The following is a 17,298-nucleotide window of genomic DNA, read 5'->3' on the forward strand; positions in this document are numbered from 1 at the left end:
TAGCAGTAGACCGACGACGGGATGTCGCATGCCACGCCCGGATACCGATTGTGATGCCACACCCCGCCGAGTTGATCGGACTTTTCCAGCAGCGCAATGGAGCGCAACCCGCAGCGCTTGAGCTCGATCGTCAAGCGGACTCCCGAGATGCCGCCGCCAATGACGAGCGCCTCCACCGCCTCGGAGCCGAGGTCAGGACCTGGATTGAAAATCTGGCTGTCGATGCTCGCACGGCTACCCATAAGCACGGTCTCCATCTCTTTGTTGGATGCGGGAGCGTCAAATTTTACTGTCACAACGACAGTAGTAATGCATCGGGCAAACCCTCAAGACCTGCCGACACCGAGCGGATGCCGACGCAAGCTGACGCATGGGAACAAGCAGCTGTTCGGCGGCGCCTGTCCATCCTGCTGCAATATCCAGCCAAAACTGTCGTACTGCCAGTATGATGAGCACTGAGGGCGCGGCGTCGCTCGGCGCCGCCATTTGAAGCCATGACCTTTACCAGCATCCAACGCATGACCCAGCAGAATCGCCAGTGGCGGGTGGCCACCGTTCCGAACGACCGCTTGAGCGCGTCGAACTTCACCCTGGAAACCGCAGATCGGCCGGAGCCAGCTCCAGGACAGGTGCTGTGTCGCGTGCTCCTGATCTCCATCGACGCCGCCGGGCGCGCCTGGTTTCAGGCCGACACCTACCGCCGCGCCTTGCGCCCCGGCGATGTCATGCCCGGTTTCGCGATCGGACAGGTCGTAGCGAGCCGATGCGATGGCCTTTCGCCCGGAGACATCGTCTCCGGCGACCTGGGCTGGCAAGAGTACGCGGTCGCTGACGGGACGAAGCTGGATCGGATTCAGCCGTCTCGGCCGCTGCCCAATTACCTCAGCGTCCTGGGCGTGACGGGGCTCACGGCCTTTTTCGGACTGCTGGAAGCGGGTGGCGCCAGACCCGGGGAAACCGTGGTGGTCTCCGCTGCCGCCGGCGCCACGGGCAGCATCGTGGGCCAGATCGCCAGGCTGGCAGGCTGCCGTGTGGTGGGCATCTGCGGCAGCCCGGAAAAGCAGCGCTTCCTGACCGAGACGCTGGGTTTCGATGCGGTTGTGAACCACCGCGACCCGACGCTGCGCGAAGCGCTGCGCAGCGCCTGCCCCTCGGGCGCGGACGTCTATTTCGACAACGTCGGCGGCCGTACCCTGGAAGTGATGATGGGCGCGATGGGACACGGTGGACGCATCGTCTGCTGTGGAGCAGTCTCGCAGTACGACACGAACGCGCCCATGGTCGGAGTGCGGGGTGTTCCGGGGTACCTGATACTGCGCAGCCTGACGATGCGAGGGTTCCTGCTATCCGACTACTTGCCGCGCTATGGTGCGGGGCTCAAGGTGCTGGAGCGCTGGCTTGCCGACGGGTCGCTGAGGCCGATGGAAGAAGTGCTCGAAGGTCTGGAGGAGGCACCCGAGGCCCTGGTCGGCCTGCTGAACGGAGCCAACCTCGGCAAGCGGATGATTCGCGTCGCAGCCCAAGCTTGATGCGCTACGGGCTGAACTGACACGCGTCATCCCATTTGCACGTGGAGGGGGGCCGAGGCGCCCTCCGCTGGCCACATTTCGGACGCAGGCCGCCTGAGTTCAGATCATCGTTTCCGCCCGCCGCAGCAGGCTGACCGCAGCGCGATGCAAGAAGTCGCCGGTGGCTTTGTCGGCCTTGCCGGCGCAGGCGCGTGCGTACGTGCCCTCCAGAACGATACCGAGCTTGAAGCACGCCAGCACCATGTACCAGCCCATCTGAGCCAGGTCTCTCGACGAACGCTTGGCGTAGCGTTCAAGCAGTTCGCCGGGCTGCGGCAGCCCCCCTGCCGCCCCGAGTGCGTGCGCGGCAGCGGGCGAGGGATGTTCGGGGTCGGGCCACGTCACCAGCAGCCATCCGAGATCCAGCAGAGGATCGCCGATGGTGCACATCTCCCAATCGACGATGGCAGCCACGCGGTGTGAATCCGGCGCAAACATCAGGTTCGCAAGGTGGAAGTCACCGTGCACGATTCCGGGTGTCCAGGACTGCGGAACCCGCTGCTCAAGCCAAGCGGCGATCTCGTTGACCGCGGGAAGCTCGCCGCCTCGGTAGCCGACGTGGCGCTCGTACGACGCCAGTTCACCCAGCCAGCGGGCTACTTGCCGCGTCAGGAAGCCGTCCGGACGACCCAGGTCAGCGAGTCCGACTCGAACATGATCGACGGCATGCAAGTCTGCCAGCGCATCGACCGCCGAGTAGCCCATCTCGCGGCGGATGGCAGCATCGGACGCGTGCAAGGCCGGCAGGGTGACCGTGGCGTTGAAGCCGTCGACGGGCATCATGAGATAAAAAACGGCGCCGTCGAGAACCTGTTCATCCTGGCAGGCGGCAATCATCCGCGGACACGGCACCGACGTGTTGGACAAGGCCTGGAGCACGCGGATTTCCCGGCGCAGCGCATCGTTGCTGTGAGGCCGGAGATGCCGAGGGCCGCGTCTCAGCACGTAGCCGCTGCCGCCCTTCCGATATCGCAGCATGATGTTCTGCGTTCCACCGCCTATGGGTTGCAAATCCTCAATGGGCCCCGCCGGCAATCCCACTGCATCCATCCATCGCGCCAGCGCGCCAACATCGATCTCTGTCATCGGAGGTCTACTTTTCCGTGGTCTTGCAAACTCGCTGAACTTTCCCGCACGACCGATGCGTCCTGTGGCCGCTCACCCTGGTGCAGGCATTCCTGTGATGGTAGCATCGCTACTGTCAAAATGTCAGTAATATCGCCGCCACGGCAACAGAGTGAACCGGAGACAACGATGGCAGATCCTCAGTCCAAGCGCGCCGTAGACGCCCCCACCCTGGACGAGGCGCTGCGGCGAACCGCGCGCGCGCATCCCGACATCATTGCCGTGCGCACGCTCGACGACCGCGTATCACTGACGTGGTCTGCTTTGCTGCGGCGAGTGGAGGCAGCCGCCCGCGGGCTGGCGAGACTGGGCGTCGGTCGTGGAGAGACGGTGGCGATCATGATGGGCAACCGCCCTGAATTCCACATCGCCGATCTGGCCGCCGTCACGTTGGGCGCGACCCCCTTTTCGGTGTACCTCACTTCTCCAGCCGAACAGGTTCGCTGGCTGCTGGCCGATGCTGCACCGCGGGTGGCCTTCGTCGAGCAGGCGTCTTTGCCCGTGATGCTCGAGGCGAGCAAGGACCTGCCCGGCTCCATGCGCATCGTGGTCGTGGGCGGCGCGGCCATTGACGGAGCAGTCACGCTGGACGAACTCGAGCGCTCTGCACCGGACTTAGACCTTGCCGTGGCTGCGCGCGGCATCGGCGCCGAAGACATCGCGACACTCATCTACACATCGGGCACGACAGGCTCTCCCAAGGGTGTGCAGTTGACGCATCGCAACATCCTGTGTGCTGCGAACGGGCTGGAACAGATCATCCGCTTCCGTCCGGGATTTCGCATGGTTTCTTGGCTTCCAGCCGCCCACGTCGCCGAACGCATGGCCGCCCACTACCTGCCGATGGTCTTCGCCGGCACCGTGACCTGCTGTCCCAATCCGCGCGAGGTGCTCAGCGTCCTTCCGCAAGTGCGGCCGACATGGTTCTTCGCCGTCCCGAGGGTCTGGGAGAAGCTCAAGGCCGGCCTTGAAGCGAAACTGGCGGCCGGGCCCGATGGCCCACGCCAGCAGATTGAGGCGGCCATTCAGTGTGTGCGCATGCGGCAACGCGGCGAGGCCGTGTCGGCCGCGCTGGAAGAGCAGGTGGCGCAAGCGGACAAGGCGGTGTTTGCGCCGATACGAGCCATGCTGGGCCTCGACCAAACGGAGTTGGTCAGCGTCGGCTCCGCACCCACTCCCATGGACGTGCTCGAGTTCTTCCATGCGCTGGGCCTCGAGTTGGCTGACACATGGGGGCTGTCAGAGACCTGCGGCGCTGGCACGGTCAACCGGACGGGCAAGACCAGGCTGGGCACAGTGGGCACGCCCCACCCCGGAATGGAATTAAAGCTGGCGCACGACGGAGAAGTCCTTCTGCGCGGTGACTACGTGATGCGCGGCTATCGCAATGCCCCCGAGAAGACCGCCGAAGTGATCGATGCGGACGGTTGGTTCCACACCGGGGATGTCGGGGTGCTTGACGCTGACGGTTTCTTGAAGATCATCGACCGCAAGAAGGAGATCATCATCAATGCCGCCGGCAAGAACATGTCACCGGCGAACATCGAGGCCGCCATCAAGAGCTCGAGCCTGCTCATCGGGCAAGCCATCTGTATCGGCGAGGCGAAACCCTACAACACCGCGTTGATCGTTCTTGACGCCGATTACGCGCCGCAGTGGGCCAAGCGCAGCGGCATCGAAGCCGCAAGCCTGGAAGAGCTCAGCACCAACGCCGAGGTCTCGCGCGCCATCGACTCTGCCTTGCAGAAGGCGAACCAGCACCTGTCGCGGGTGGAGCAGATCAAGCGGTTCCGCATCGTGTCGGGAGACTGGCTGCCCGGTGGTGATGAATTGACGCCCACGATGAAACTCAAGCGCAAGGCCATCGCGAGCAAATACCAGCCCCTGATTGATGAGATGTACGCCCCATGAGACAAGGACGAGTCCAAGACCGCGTTGCCATCGTGACCGGTGCGGCGCGTGGAATGGGGGCGGCGGACGCCAGGGTGCTGGTGCGCGAGGGCGCACGGGTGCTGCTGACGGACGTGCTCGACGACGAAGGACGCAAGGTCGCCGAAGAACTCGGCGACTTTGCGCGCTATCTCCATCACGATGTGACCAAACCAGGCGACTGGCAGCACGCTGTCGAATTTGCAGAACGGGAGTTCGGCAATATCAGCATTCTGGTGAACAACGCTGGCATCGCGCTGCGGGCCACACCCATTGAGAACCTGCGCGAGTCCGAATACCGCCGAGTCATCGAAGTCAACCAGATCGGCCCCTTCCTGGGTATCCAGGCGGTGCTTCCTTCCATGGCGAAAGCAGGAGGCGGTTCGATCATCAACATTTCTTCGGTCGCGGGGTTGGTGGGCGAAGCACAGACGGCGGCCTACACGGCGACGAAGTTCGCCATGACCGGACTGACGAAAGTCGTGGCGAAGGAACTCGGGCCGCGGAACATCCGGGTCAACTCCATCCACCCGGGCGTTATCGCGACGCCGCTGCTGGAAGAGATGACGCCGGGCTTCGAGGACTTCCGAGAATTGCTTCTTCAATCCACCCCGCTGCGTCGCCTGGGGACAAGCGAAGAAGTCAGCTCTGTGGTGCTGTTCCTGGCGTCGGACGAATCGTCCTACATCAACGGCGCTTCGATCGTCGTCGATGGTGGCCTGCTGAAGTAGGTCACTTGTCGGGCCTTGCGAGAGACAGGAGACAGGGGAGCCAAGCGTCTCGACTCGGCTCAATCGATGGTGGCCGCTCGCGCTGCCGCGGGTGTCAGCACGCTGGGGACGACGTTGCTCGCGATGGCGATCAAGGTTTCGACGAGCAGGACATGGACGTCTTCTCTCGAGAGACGTTCCCGGCGCAGCCACTCGTCAACAGCCACTTCGCATGTGGCCCCGAAAGCGTGAAGCAGACCGCGGGCAGGGCGGGTTGCTCCACCGGGAAGCTCAAGCAATTCGGCCAGCCTCACCGCCCTCGCCTCGCGGTTCTCTTCCAGAATGGCCTCGATCTCGCGATCGTTGCTGATGGCGCCCGTTTCCCGCAGCGTCAGGAAATTCCCGCGCTCCACCCAGACGACCTCAAGCCAATTCCTGATGATGTGGTCGACTTCTTCCCTGAGTGGACGACGCTTGCGCTGCGGCGGAGGCAGCGGAGGCAGCTTCGCGAAGTTCTTGATGACTTCAACATAGAGCTCACGCTTGGTGCCGAAATGCCAGTTGAGATTCGCCCGGCCCGTCCCCGAAGCCTCGGCGACATCCGCCATGGAGACTTCCGAATACGGCCGCTGTGCGAACAGCCGCTGTGCGACCTCAATGATCAGCTGACGACGAGCGGCCGCATTCATCCTCACGCGGGGACGTGGCGCATGCCCAGTCATGTCCGGATTCCTTGTTTCCTGAATCCGGGTCAGTATAGCGTGACGAATACTGAATCCCGGTCAGGGCCGGAACCAGACCGTCTCGACGACCTGGCCGTCCGGCTCACGCAAGCCTCGGCCGGGACCTGCTCCCGCAGTCGTCAAGGCAGGAAGCCACCGTCGACCACGTGGGCCGCACCGGTGATGAAGGACGATTCGCCCGAGGCCAGAAACACGACAAGGTTGCTCACTTCCTCGGGCTGCGCTACTCGTCCCAAGGGCGTCGCGGCGGCCGCGGCGCGGACGATTTCCAACGACTCTGGGAGCTGAATCATCGGCGTATCGATCAGTCCGGGATGCACTGAATTGACGCGAATGCCTCGCGACGCCAGCTCCTTGGCGGCGACCTTGGTCATGCCGGTGACGGCAAACTTCGATGCAGCGTAGGCCGTTGCACCAACGCTGCCTGCAAGACCAGCGACCGAGGACACGTTGACGATGGAGCCCCCGCCGGCGCGCGTCATCGACGCGAGGACCGCTTTCATGCCCAGGAAGACACTGACCTGGTTGACTTCCACGACTCGCCTGAACTGAGCTTCGGTAGTGGCTTCCAGCGGCGACGCAAACCCCATACCGGCGTTGTTGACCAGAATTCCGACATCACCGAAGGCCTGCTCCGCAGCCGCCACCACGCGGTCCCAGTCCTCGGCACGGGATACGTCATGGGTCACGAATCTCGCCCGATCGCCGATCTCCGCCGCCACGCGCCGACCTTCGTCTTCCAGCACATCCGTCAGGACAACGCGCGCGCCCTCGCGGACGAACGCGCGCGCGTGCGCCGCACCCATGCCTCTCGCCGCGCCAGTGATAATCGCAACGCGCCCTTCCAATCGATTCATCGCTTGAGTCTCCTATGCCGTCAAGTGTTCAGTGAGTAGACAACCGACCCCGGCCCATGAGAGCCGGATGGTACGGACCGGTGCCGACGCGCCCCGTTAGCGCTGTTAGCACTGTTCAACAGCGGCGCACCCAGAGGATGTTAGGGGCAGGCCAGCAGCGCTTGGATGGCCGTGCAGAACACCTCGCTTGGCACCAGCTTACAGGGCCCATGCGAGGCAGCCTGGCCGCCCGGTCGGAGCTGGACGGGCCTCGTCGGGCACTCCAGCCACCGTCGAACTCATGCGACGGCTCGGACGTCGAGCGCGATCAGTGGGCCGGCTGCAAGGCATAGGCGATGATCGCTCCCGACTCCGAGCTGTCTTTCGGCACCAGGCCGGTGAGCGGTTCGATTTCGCCATGGCCACCGGTGGGAGGCGGATTGTGGCCAGGCACCGTCATCACGACGTACTGCCGACCTGTGCGAGGCGAGACGTAGCTCATCGGCGTGGCATGGCCTACCCGTGGAAGCATGGCCGTCCACACCGTGTCGCCGGTGCGAATGTCGAATGCCCTCAACCGCCGGTCCATCGTACCGCCCATGAAGACGAGTCCTCCACGTGTCACGAGGGTGCCGGCGCGGTTGATGACCCCCATGGTGAACGGTAGTCCGGAACGCAGGCCCAGCGGTCCGAGTTCCTCGGTGGACCCAAGCGGTCGACGCCAGAGGACTTCGCGACTCCTCAGGTCCACCGCTGCGATTTCGCCGAAGGGCGGCTGCTGACACGGGGTGTACAGAGCCGAGAGAAACGGCACCAAGGCCGCCCCGTAGGGCGTACCCCGCTGAGGGAACAGGAAAGGACTGGAACCGGCCCCTTCGGGCATCTTGTCTTGCGGAATCAGTCGGACGATATTCGCAAGATTCATGAAATTGACGATCATGACTTGGTTATCTTCGTCGACCGAGACGCTTCCCCAGTTCATTCCTCCAGCGTATCCCGGGTACTCCAGCGTGCCTTTCAGCGATGGGGGCGTGAAATGGCCTTCATACCGCAGTTCGCGGAAGGCAATCCGGCACAGCATTTGATCGATCGGGGTAATGCCCCACATCTGTGACTCTTGAAGAACGTCGCGGCCGAACGCGGGCATCCCGGTGGAGAAGGGCTGCGTCGGCGCAGTTTTCTCGCCGGGCACGTCGGTCACGGGGACGGGCCACTCCTCTACTCGGGTCACGGGCACGCCGGACTGGCGATTGAGCACAAAGACTTCGCCGCGCTTGGTGGGGATGATCACCGCCGGCACCGTGGAACCACTGTCCGACTTCAAATCGACGAGCACCGGCTGGGCTGGCACATCGTAGTCCCACAGATCATGGTGGGTCGTCTGATAGGACCAGCGAACACGGCCGGTATTTGCGTCCAGCGCGACGACCGAGCTGCCGAACTTTTCCGCTGACGGCGATCGGGCTGCGCCCACGGCATCGGGTGAGGCTCCCCCCATGGGAACATAGATCAAACCCATTTGATCGTCGGCGCTCAGGATGCTCCAGGAGTTCGGTGTGCCGGGCGTGAAGACCTCCCCAGGGGCCCGCGCAGTGATGGGGTCCTCTCGGGCCGGGTCCCAAGCCCAACGCAGTTCGCCTGTCACGGCGTCGAAGGCCCGGATGACACCGGGCGGACAATTCACACGAACGCCATCCAGAACGGCACCACCCACAACAGCCAGCCCACGAATGATGACCGGTGGTGATGGCTCCGTGTACTCCTGGTCCTCGACCGGTCCCAAGCCCTCGTGAAGATCGATCCCGCCGCCATTTCCGAAGTCCGCGCAAGGCGCTCCAGTCTTCGCATCCACCGCATACAGATGGGCATCGTTGGTCGCCCAGAGGATGCGCTGCCCGCACACACCGGCCCGCTGCGAATCGAAGTAACTGACGCCTCTGCAGTTCTCCAGTCGCCCGATGCGCTTCGGATCGAACGATGGTGCGTATTGCCAAAGTTCCTTTCCAGTGTCTATATCGAGCGCGTGCGCAACGCCGGCGCCGGAACAGCTGTAAAGGACGCTTCCTACCTGAATCGGCGTCGCCTGCGACGTTCCCTTGACGCCGGTGGAGTAGCTCCAAGCCACGCCCAGATGGTCGACATTCGAGCGATTGATCTGCACGAACGGTGCATAGCGCGTGCCGGCCTGGGTTCTTCCATAGCGGACCCAGTCACCCTCACCATCGGCGCCTTGCGACGCACTGGCGGGGAATGGCTTCACTGGGTAGGGGGCGTGCAGAGCAATGCCGATGCCGATGCCGCCGAGCAGCACCAGCATGCTCCAGGCGAGCGGGGAGCGACGCAGCGGCGGCGGCAGCCCCGGACCCAGAGACCGCCGAACAGAAGGCATCAGCAGCGGCAGGCCAAGTACAAGATAGAACAGCGTGCGCGGCGCATATGCCCAACCATAGAAGCCGCCTTCCCAGACGGCCCAGAGCAGGGTCGCCATCACGAGCAAGCTGTATAGACGAGCTCCCGACCGACGCAGTCGCCACAGCAGCACGGCAGAAGCCAGCAGCGACACGCCTGCAAGCAAGTAGTACGCAGATCCACCCAAGGTGACGAGGCGAATACCCCCGACCAGCAAGGCAGCGCCGATCAGGCTGAAGAGAATGGCCCACGAGCGAATCAGGAGCCTAGGCCCACGCGGTGCCGGCTGCGGTTGAACGTTCTGGGCGGCCATGCTCGACATCGGTACTTCCCTCGCGAAGTTTCAGGACAGATCAGCCCGTGCAGCTGCCTGCAACTTCAGAACGCATCCAGGATCGCGCGGACGATCAGTTCCGGGGCTTCCCAAGGCAGCATGTGGCCGGCGTCGGCGACGTAATCGATCTTGGCGTTCGGGGCCTTGGCGACGATCAATTCGGCGTGCCATGGGGGTGTCGTGCGGTCATCGGTGCCGGTAAGCACATGCAGCGGGATGCCGATCTGCCCGAGGACGGGCTCCACGGATTCGTCACGCTGCACGGCGATCAGGGGCCACAGCTCTCGGGAGATGTCGATCATGGCCAGCCGGGTCGCCTCGATGATCGCGCCGCTTGCGGAGCGCCCGACGTTGAGGCTGGCGAGCTTGCGTCCGAGGGAAGGAATGCGCGCCATGCGCTGAGCGATGCCCCAGCGCATGAGCGGCGCCTGAATCCGGACGGCCGGCGCGCCCTTTGCACTGTTGCCCGTCACCGGATTGACCAGCACGCCCAGACGGAACCGGTTCATGAACCGTTCATCGGCCATCGCGCCCAGCGCGAGGAAATTGCCCATCGAATGGCAGGCAATGACTGCGTCCTGCAGTGCGAAGTGTTCCGCTACGGCACGGAGATCGGCGTGCAGGGCAGCCGACGACAGGCCTTCGCTGCCGCAGGTAGACCTTCCATGTGCGCGCCTGTCATAGGCGATGACCCGCAGGTCGTGCCGATCCAGTTGGGATCGAACCAGCGACCAAACATCGGCCGACATCGCGAAGCCATGCTCGAGCAGCACGCTGCGCGGACCCTGGCCTTCGACGACGACGTGCAGCCGGGTTCCATCCGGTCGTTGCAGTACCTGCGCCTTGCCGGGCAATGGTCGCAGCAGATCCATTGCGGACATCGCGCCTGGCGACGGCGCTGCACTGGCACACCCGGTAGCGGTGGTCATGGTTGTAGGGTCTCCGAGTGGGTGCGAAGGGACTCAACGCCCAAGAATCGAGCGGGCAATGATCTCGCGCATGATTTCCGAACTCCCGGCGTAGACCCGGGAAATGCGTGCGTTGGTGTAGCGCCAGCTCACTTCGTACTCGTCCATGTAGCCGGCACCGCCATGCAGCTGCACGCACTCGTCGACCACCCGACCCTCCACCTCGCTGGTGAACAGCTTGGCCATGGCGGCAGCCTCCGCCGTCAGCTCGCCCGCATTGTGGCGGTTCACGCACTGATCCACGTAGACCTGGGCGACCTCGAGCTCGGTCAGCATTGAAGCAAGCTTGAATCGCGTGTTCTGCATCTCCGAGAGCGGCTTGCCGAACACCTTTCGCTGCTTGACGAACTCGCGGGTCACCTCGAACGAGCCCCATGCGTTGGCGAGGTAGCCGACAGCGCCGATCAGGCGTTCCTCAGCCAGCCCTCGCATGAGGTAGTGAAACCCCTTCGAGGGGTCGCCCAGTACATTCGCCTTGGGCACCCTCACGTCGCGGAAGAACAGCTCGGCGGTGTCCTGCGCCTTCAGCCCCATCTTCGCCAGGGTCCGCCCGCGTTCGAAGCCCTCCATGCCGCGCTCGACCAGGAACAGGCCGATCTGCCGGGGATTCTCAGCACTGGTCTTGGCCGCGACCAGCACGAGGTCGCTGAGGATCCCGTTGGAGATGTAGGTCTTGGCACCATTCAGCAGCCAGTGGTCTCCCTGGTCGACAGCACGCGTCTTCATGCCGGCCAGATCGGAGCCGGCATCCGGCTCGGTCATCGCGATGGCCAGGATGCACTCGCCGGACACGCACTTGGGGAGGATGCGAGCCTGCTGCTCTGCATTGCCAAAGTGCTTGATGTAAGGTGCCACCAGTCGGCTGTGCAGGGTGTGGTAGAAGCCGGCCTCGCCATAGAGCGCGTCTTCCTCCAGCATGACCTGCTGAAAGCGGAAGTCCTCCACGCCCAGGCCGCCATAGGTCTCGTCGGCCCAGATCAGAAGGTATCCCAGCTCGCCCATCTTGCGGAACAGCTCACGCGGAACCATGCCCGCCGCGCGCCACGCCTCACGGTGCGGAGTCACCTCCCTGCGCAAGAACTGCCGGTAGGCGTCGCGGAACGACGCCTGCTCCTCATTGAAGTGTTGTCGCTGCATGGGATCTATTCGCCGACTTGGGCACAAAGTAGAACGCCATCGCGGCGCAGCATCTCGATCTCGGCAGAGTCAAGACCCGCGGCGGACAGCAAAGCCTCGCCATCGGCACCGGCGATCCGGCGGCCATGGCGGACCTGCGAAGGTGTGCGCGAAAAGCGGGGAGCGGGTGCAGGTTGCACCAGGCCGTCGATCTCGATGTACGTGCCGCGCTCGCGGTTGTGCGGATGTTGTGGCGCTTCGAGCAGGCTCAAGACGGGGGCGAAGCACGCATCGCTGCCTTCCATCAGCGCGCACCACTGAGCGCGAGTGCGCGTCTTGAAGACCCGGGCAAGCTCCTCCCGCATCGCGGGCCAGCGGCGCGGGTCGCCCTGCCCGGCCATCTTTTCAGGGTCGGCGCCAGCGAGCTTGACCAGTTCGGCGTAGAAGTGCGGCTCGATGGCGCCCACTGCAACGTACTGTTGGTCGGCTGTTTCGTAGGCGTCATAGAAGGGCGCCCCACCGTCGGTGACATTCACTCCCCGCTGACCGGCGTCCCAGAAGCCACCCGCCTGCAGACCGTGGAACATCCACATGAGCTGCGCAGTGCCGTCCACCATCGCCGCATCCACGACCTGGCCCTGCCCTGAACGCTGAGCCTCCAGCAAGGCGGCAAGCACTCCCACGATCAGCAGCATGCCGCCCCCGCCCATGTCACCCACGACATTGAGCGGCGGCACGGGCCGTTCGCCCCGACGCCCCACCGCGTACAGTGCGCCTGCCAGAGCGATGTAGTTGATGTCATGCCCGGCGGCTTGCGCCAGCGGCCCCGACTGACCCCAGCCGGTCATGCGGCCGTAGACCAGTTTGGGGTTGCGCGCCAGGCATGGGTCGGGTCCGATGCCCAGCCGCTCCGCGACCCCGGGTCGGTAGCCTTCGAGGAAGACGTCGGCCTTCTCCACCAGACGCTTCAGCGCATCGACGCCGGCAGGCTTCTTGAGGTCCAGCGCGATGGACTTCTTGCCGCGAAAGCTCACGTCCGTGAGCTGGTCGGGCGAAAGGCGCGTACTGCGCTCGACCCGAATCACCTCCGCACCCATGTCCGCCAGCATCATGCCGGCCATCGGGCAGGGGCCGATGCCCGCCATCTCGATGACGCGGGTTCCGTGCAAAGGCCCCATGGTCAGAATGCCTCGCCAGCCTTCGCCTTGCGCAGCAGCAACTCCGGCGGCGCGAAACGCTCACCGTAGCGGCCAGACAGCTCGTGCGAACGCTTCACGAAACGATCCAGGCCGTAGGTGTTGACGAATTGCAGGAAGCCGCCCGTCCACACCGGTGCGCCGATGCCGAGCACGGAACCGACATTGCCATCCGCGACGGAGCGCAGCACCCCTTCCTGCAGACATCGAATGGCTTCGATGACCTGACGGAACAGCAGCCGGTCCTTGATGTCGGCCTCCGACATGGCGACATCCTGCTTATGGAACAACTCGTAGAGCCTGGGCCAGATGCGCTTGTTGCCGTCTTCCTGATACTCGTAGTATCCGCCGCCATGGTGGCGCCCTCCGCGCCCGAACTCGGTCACCATGCGCTCGCACAACTCCGAGCTGCCGCGCGTGTCGGCCACGCTGTAGAGCACGCCCAACGCCTCGTGCGTCTGCTTGACCTTGTAGGCCAGCTGCTGGCTCACTTCGTCCTGCATCGCCAGCGGTCCGACCGGCATGCCCACGTGCCGTCCGGAGTTCTCGATGACGACCGGATCGACACCATCGAGCAGCAGGCGAACGCCTTCGTCCAGATAGGAGCCGAACGTGCGCGACGTGAAGAAGCCCAGCACGTCGTTGACGACGATCGCGGTCTTGCCGATCTGGCGCGCGTAGTCGAAGGCCTTGGCCAGCGTGGCGTCGCTCGTCTTCTCGCCGCAGATGATCTCGATCAGCGGCATCTTGTCCACCGGCGAGAAGAAGTGGATGCCGATGAAGTTCTCGGGCCGTCGGGCGGCCTTCGCCAGCAATGAGATCGGCAGCGTCGAGGTATTCGTGCCGAAGACGCCATCCTGCGCCAGCAGCGGCTCGGTCTCGCGCGTCACCTGGTTCTTGAGATCGGCGTTCTCGAACACGGCCTCGATGATCAGGTCGCAGCCCTTCAGGTCCTCCACCTGGGCGGTCGGCTTGATCAACGCCAGCGTGGCGTCCTTCTTCGCCGCGTCCATGCGCCCCTTGGCCACCGCAGCGGCCAGCAGACCCTCCGAGTAGGCCTTGCCCTTCTGTGCAGCCTCCATCGACACGTCGCGCAGCACGACTTCAATGCCGGCCATCGCCGAAACGTAGGCGATGCCCTGCCCCATCATGCCGGCACCGACGATGCCGACCTTGCGGACCTGGGTCTTCTCGAAGCCCACCGGTCGCGAGCCGCCCCCGTTGACCTCGTTGAGCTGAAAGAACATCGTGTTGATGATGTTCTTGGCCTGCGGCGTCGTCACCAGGTAGGTCAATGCGCGGCTCTCGACCCGCAATGCGGCGTCGAAGTCGAGCAGGGTGGCCTCCTGCGCCACGGCCAGCACCCGTTCGGGCGCCGGCAGCAGACCGCGGGTCTTCTTTTCCAGCATGGCCATGGCACCCGTGACGATCCCGCTCAGCTGCAGCGACAGCGCCGATCCACCCGGCACCTGGTGCCCCTTGCGATCCCAGGGCTGCTCGTGTGCCGTGGGATGGGCGTTGATCCAGGCCTTGGCCGCAGGAACCAGTTCTTCGAGCGTCGAAACGACTTCGTCGACAAGGCCCGCCTTCAGCGCCGCCTGGGGCTTCACGCGCGTGCCTTCCAGCAGGTAGGGCAAGGCCTTCTGCAAGCCGATCAGATGGACCAGCCGCACGACGCCCCCGCCACCGGGCAGCAGACCGAGCGAGACCTCCGGCAGCGCAACCACGGATCCGGGCTTGTCCAGCATGATGCGCCGGTTGCAGGCCAGTGCCAGTTCGAAACCGCCGCCCAGCGCCGCGCCGTTGATCGCGGCGACCACGGGCACCTGCAGCTTTTCCAGTCGCCGAAACTGGGCCTTGGTACCCTGCAGCCCGGTGAAGAAGGCTGCCTCCGTGCCTGGCACGACGGCCAGCAGTTCGTTGAGGTCACCACCCGCGAAGAAGGTCTTCTTCGCCGACGTGATCACCACGCCCTTGAGCCCTGTTTCACCCGCCAGCCGTTCGATCGCCTCGCCCATGGCGGCGCGGTACTCCGCGTTCATCGCATTGACCGGACCCTTCTGGTCCATCGTCAGGGTCACGATGCCGTCGGCATCCTTCTCGTACTTGAATGCAGACATGGAGTTCCTCAGAGTCGTTCGATGATGGTGGCGATGCCCATGCCACCGCCAACGCACAGCGCGAGCAGCGCGCGCTTCAGGTTGCGGCGTTCGAGTTCGTCCAGCATGGTGCCCACGAGCATGGCGCCGGTGGCACCCAGCGGGTGGCCGAGCGCAATGGCACCGCCGTTCACATTGGTGATCTCGTGAGGGATGTCGAGATCCTTCATGAAGCGCATGGCCACCGACGCGAAGGCCTCGTTGATCTCGAAGAGATCGATGTCCTTGACCTTCAGGCCCGCCTTGGCCAGACACTTCTTCGCCGCCGGCCCGGGGCCGGCGAGCATGATGATGGGATCCGTGGCGAGCACGGCCGCGGCCACGACACGGCCGCGGGGCTTCAAGCCCAGATCACGACCCGCCTTCTCGCTGCCGATCAGGACGGCGCTTGCCCCATCGACGATCCCTGAGGAGTTTCCTGGCGTGTGGACGTGGCGGATGCGGTCCACCGCGGTGTACTTGCGCAGACACATGTCGTCGAAGCCGAGTTGACCCATGGCCTCGAACGACGGCTTGAGGGCCGCGAGTCCGTCCATCGTCGTTCCCGGCTTGATGAATTCGTCCTTCTCCAGGATGACCACTTGGTTGAGGTCCCGCACGGGCACCACCGAACGGTCGAACCAGCCGTTGTCGCGGGCATTTGCCGCGCGGCGCTGAGACTCCAGCGCGAACGCATCAACGTCCTCGCGCGTATATCCGTCGAGCGTGGCAATCAGGTCGGCGCCCACCCCCTGCGGCACCGACAGGAGACGCGTCGCGATCTCCGCGTCCTGCATCGCAGCAGCACCGTTGGTCCCCATGGGCACGCGCGACATCGACTCCACGCCGCCGGCAACGATCAGGTCTTCCCACCCGCTGGCAACGCGGCTGGCCGCCTGGTTCACGGCCTCAAGTGCGGAGGCGCAGAAGCGATCGAGCTGAACGCCTGGAACACTCTCATCCCAGCCGGCGTACTGGACTACGGTCTTGGCGATGTCGCCGCCTTGCTCGCCCACCGGCATCACGCAGCCGAGGACCACATCGTCCACGCGCGAGGTGTCGAGATCGTGCCGTCGCTGCAGTTCGGTCAGCAGGCCGGCCGCGAGGTGCACCGGTTTGACCTCGTAGAGCGAACCATCTTTCTTACCCTTTCCGCGAGGCGTGCGCAGCGCATCGTAGATGTATGCAGTCTGTACCATGAACCATCCTTGCTTGGCATCAGCCGCACCGAAGGAATCACGATGCGGGCTCAACAAGAAAAAGTATTGACCTTGCGAGGAGTTGCGCCAATGACCGGCGTTTTCCCTCCGATTGACGGCGGGTGACATCCCGCCGCCCTTGCGACGCCGCCGGTCAATTCCGATGTCGATTGCGATCATCGTCAGCGCTGCGCGCAGGCGACACACTCTGGGTGACATCGACTTCGGAAGGGTATTTCAGCCATGCAGATCAACAACAGCGTATCCATCATCACCGGCGGCGCTTCGGGGTTGGGCCTGGCCACGGCCAGCGCCTTCGTGTCCAAGGGCGGCAGCGTGGCGATCTTCGACATGAACGAAGACGCAGGTCTGGCGGCGCAGCGGACCCTGGGCGAACGCTCGCTGTTCGTGAAGGTCAACGTCGCCGATGAAGAGGCCGTGCAAACCGCCATCGCCAAGACCATGGAGCGCTTCGGTGCCCTGCACATCTGCATCAACTACGCGGGGATCGGCAACGCCATCAAGACCTACGGAAAGAACGGCCCCTTCCCGCTGGCCGAATTCAACAAGGTTGTGCAGGTCAACCTCGTCGGAACCTTCAACGTGCTGCGTCTGGCCGCAGAACAGATGGCGAAGAACACGCCAGCGGACGGCGAATGCGGCGTGATCATCAACACCGCATCGGTGGCCGCCTACGAAGGGCAGATGGGGCAGGCGGCCTACTCGGCATCGAAAGGCGGCATCGTGGGGATGACCCTTCCGATCGCGCGCGACCTGGCCTCGTACGGCATCCGAGTCAACACCATCGTTCCCGGCCTGATCCATACACCTTTGTTCCATACGGCGTCGCAGCAGGTCATCGACGCGTTGTCGGCGCAGGTGCTCAATCCCCGACGCCTGGGCCGCCCGGAAGAGATCGCGCATTTGGCGACCTGCATCGTCGAGAACGGCTACATCAACGGCGAATGCATCCGGATCGATGGNCGTATCCGCATGCAGGCCAAGTGAAGCCACTCGCACTCGACCA

14 protein-coding genes are annotated in these 17,298 nt (G+C 64.4%); 4 read left to right on the forward strand and 10 right to left on the reverse strand.

Annotated elements, in window-relative coordinates:
• A partial coding sequence (locus I73_RS26250) for an NAD(P)-binding protein (protein ID WP_040499706.1) occupies positions 1-257 on the reverse strand: 257 nt, incomplete at its 3' end.
• Between the two features lie 237 nt (positions 258-494).
• Between I73_RS26250 and I73_RS05945 the strand changes: the two genes are divergently transcribed.
• Positions 495-1,529 carry an NADP-dependent oxidoreductase gene (locus tag I73_RS05945; RefSeq protein ID WP_022979776.1) on the forward strand — a complete coding sequence of 345 codons (1,035 nt, stop codon included), beginning with the start codon at positions 495-497 and terminating at the stop codon, positions 1,527-1,529.
• 99 nt (positions 1,530-1,628) lie between these two features.
• Here the strand turns inward: I73_RS05945 and I73_RS05950 are convergent, their stop codons facing one another.
• On the reverse strand, positions 1,629-2,654 hold the full coding sequence (locus I73_RS05950) for a phosphotransferase family protein (protein ID WP_022979777.1): 1,026 nt from the start codon (positions 2,652-2,654) through the stop codon (positions 1,629-1,631).
• A gap of 168 nt (positions 2,655-2,822) precedes the next feature.
• Between I73_RS05950 and I73_RS05955 the strand changes: the two genes are divergently transcribed.
• A complete protein-coding gene (locus I73_RS05955) occupies positions 2,823-4,604 on the forward strand; it encodes a long-chain fatty acid--CoA ligase (protein ID WP_022979778.1) in 1,782 nt (593 codons plus the stop codon).
• Complete coding sequence (locus tag I73_RS05960; RefSeq protein WP_040499708.1) at positions 4,601-5,353, forward strand: glucose 1-dehydrogenase; 753 nt, start codon at positions 4,601-4,603, stop codon at positions 5,351-5,353. Before I73_RS05955 ends, I73_RS05960 begins: the two co-directional genes overlap by 4 nt.
• Positions 5,354-5,412: 59 nt before the next feature.
• Here the strand turns inward: I73_RS05960 and I73_RS26255 are convergent, their stop codons facing one another.
• From I73_RS26255 to I73_RS06000, 8 genes are all read right to left on the reverse strand, one after another.
• Positions 5,413-6,021, reverse strand: coding sequence for a TetR/AcrR family transcriptional regulator (locus tag I73_RS26255; RefSeq protein WP_022979780.1), 609 nt, complete (start codon positions 6,019-6,021; stop codon positions 5,413-5,415).
• A gap of 173 nt (positions 6,022-6,194) precedes the next feature.
• Positions 6,195-6,932 carry a glucose 1-dehydrogenase gene (locus tag I73_RS05970; protein WP_022979781.1) on the reverse strand — a complete coding sequence of 246 codons (738 nt, stop codon included), beginning with the start codon at positions 6,930-6,932 and terminating at the stop codon, positions 6,195-6,197.
• Between the two features lie 307 nt (positions 6,933-7,239).
• Positions 7,240-9,642: a membrane-bound PQQ-dependent dehydrogenase, glucose/quinate/shikimate family gene (locus I73_RS26260; protein WP_022979782.1), complete on the reverse strand. Its 2,403-nt coding sequence runs from the start codon at positions 9,640-9,642 to the stop codon at positions 7,240-7,242.
• A gap of 56 nt (positions 9,643-9,698) precedes the next feature.
• Positions 9,699-10,583: an alpha/beta fold hydrolase gene (locus I73_RS31425; protein ID WP_083876572.1), complete on the reverse strand. Its 885-nt coding sequence runs from the start codon at positions 10,581-10,583 to the stop codon at positions 9,699-9,701.
• 33 nt (positions 10,584-10,616) lie between these two features.
• Positions 10,617-11,759, reverse strand: a complete 1,143-nt coding sequence (locus tag I73_RS05985) for an acyl-CoA dehydrogenase family protein (RefSeq protein WP_022979784.1) — start codon at positions 11,757-11,759, stop codon at positions 10,617-10,619.
• 5 nt (positions 11,760-11,764) lie between these two features.
• Complete coding sequence (locus I73_RS05990; RefSeq protein ID WP_022979785.1) at positions 11,765-12,916, reverse strand: CaiB/BaiF CoA-transferase family protein; 1,152 nt, start codon at positions 12,914-12,916, stop codon at positions 11,765-11,767.
• Positions 12,917-12,918: 2 nt separating this feature from the next.
• Complete coding sequence (locus I73_RS05995; RefSeq protein WP_022979786.1) at positions 12,919-15,054, reverse strand: 3-hydroxyacyl-CoA dehydrogenase NAD-binding domain-containing protein; 2,136 nt, start codon at positions 15,052-15,054, stop codon at positions 12,919-12,921.
• Between the two features lie 8 nt (positions 15,055-15,062).
• Positions 15,063-16,271 carry an acetyl-CoA C-acetyltransferase gene (locus tag I73_RS06000; RefSeq protein ID WP_022979787.1) on the reverse strand — a complete coding sequence of 403 codons (1,209 nt, stop codon included), beginning with the start codon at positions 16,269-16,271 and terminating at the stop codon, positions 15,063-15,065.
• Between the two features lie 243 nt (positions 16,272-16,514).
• Between I73_RS06000 and I73_RS06005 the strand changes: the two genes are divergently transcribed.
• Entirely contained in the window at positions 16,515-17,279 is a 765-nt protein-coding gene (locus I73_RS06005) for an SDR family oxidoreductase (RefSeq protein ID WP_022979788.1), read from the forward strand.
• Positions 17,280-17,298: the final 19 nt, after the last annotated feature.

The organism is Ideonella sp. B508-1 (assembly GCF_000333615.1).
GTDB lineage: Bacteria > Pseudomonadota > Gammaproteobacteria > Burkholderiales > Burkholderiaceae_C > Ideonella.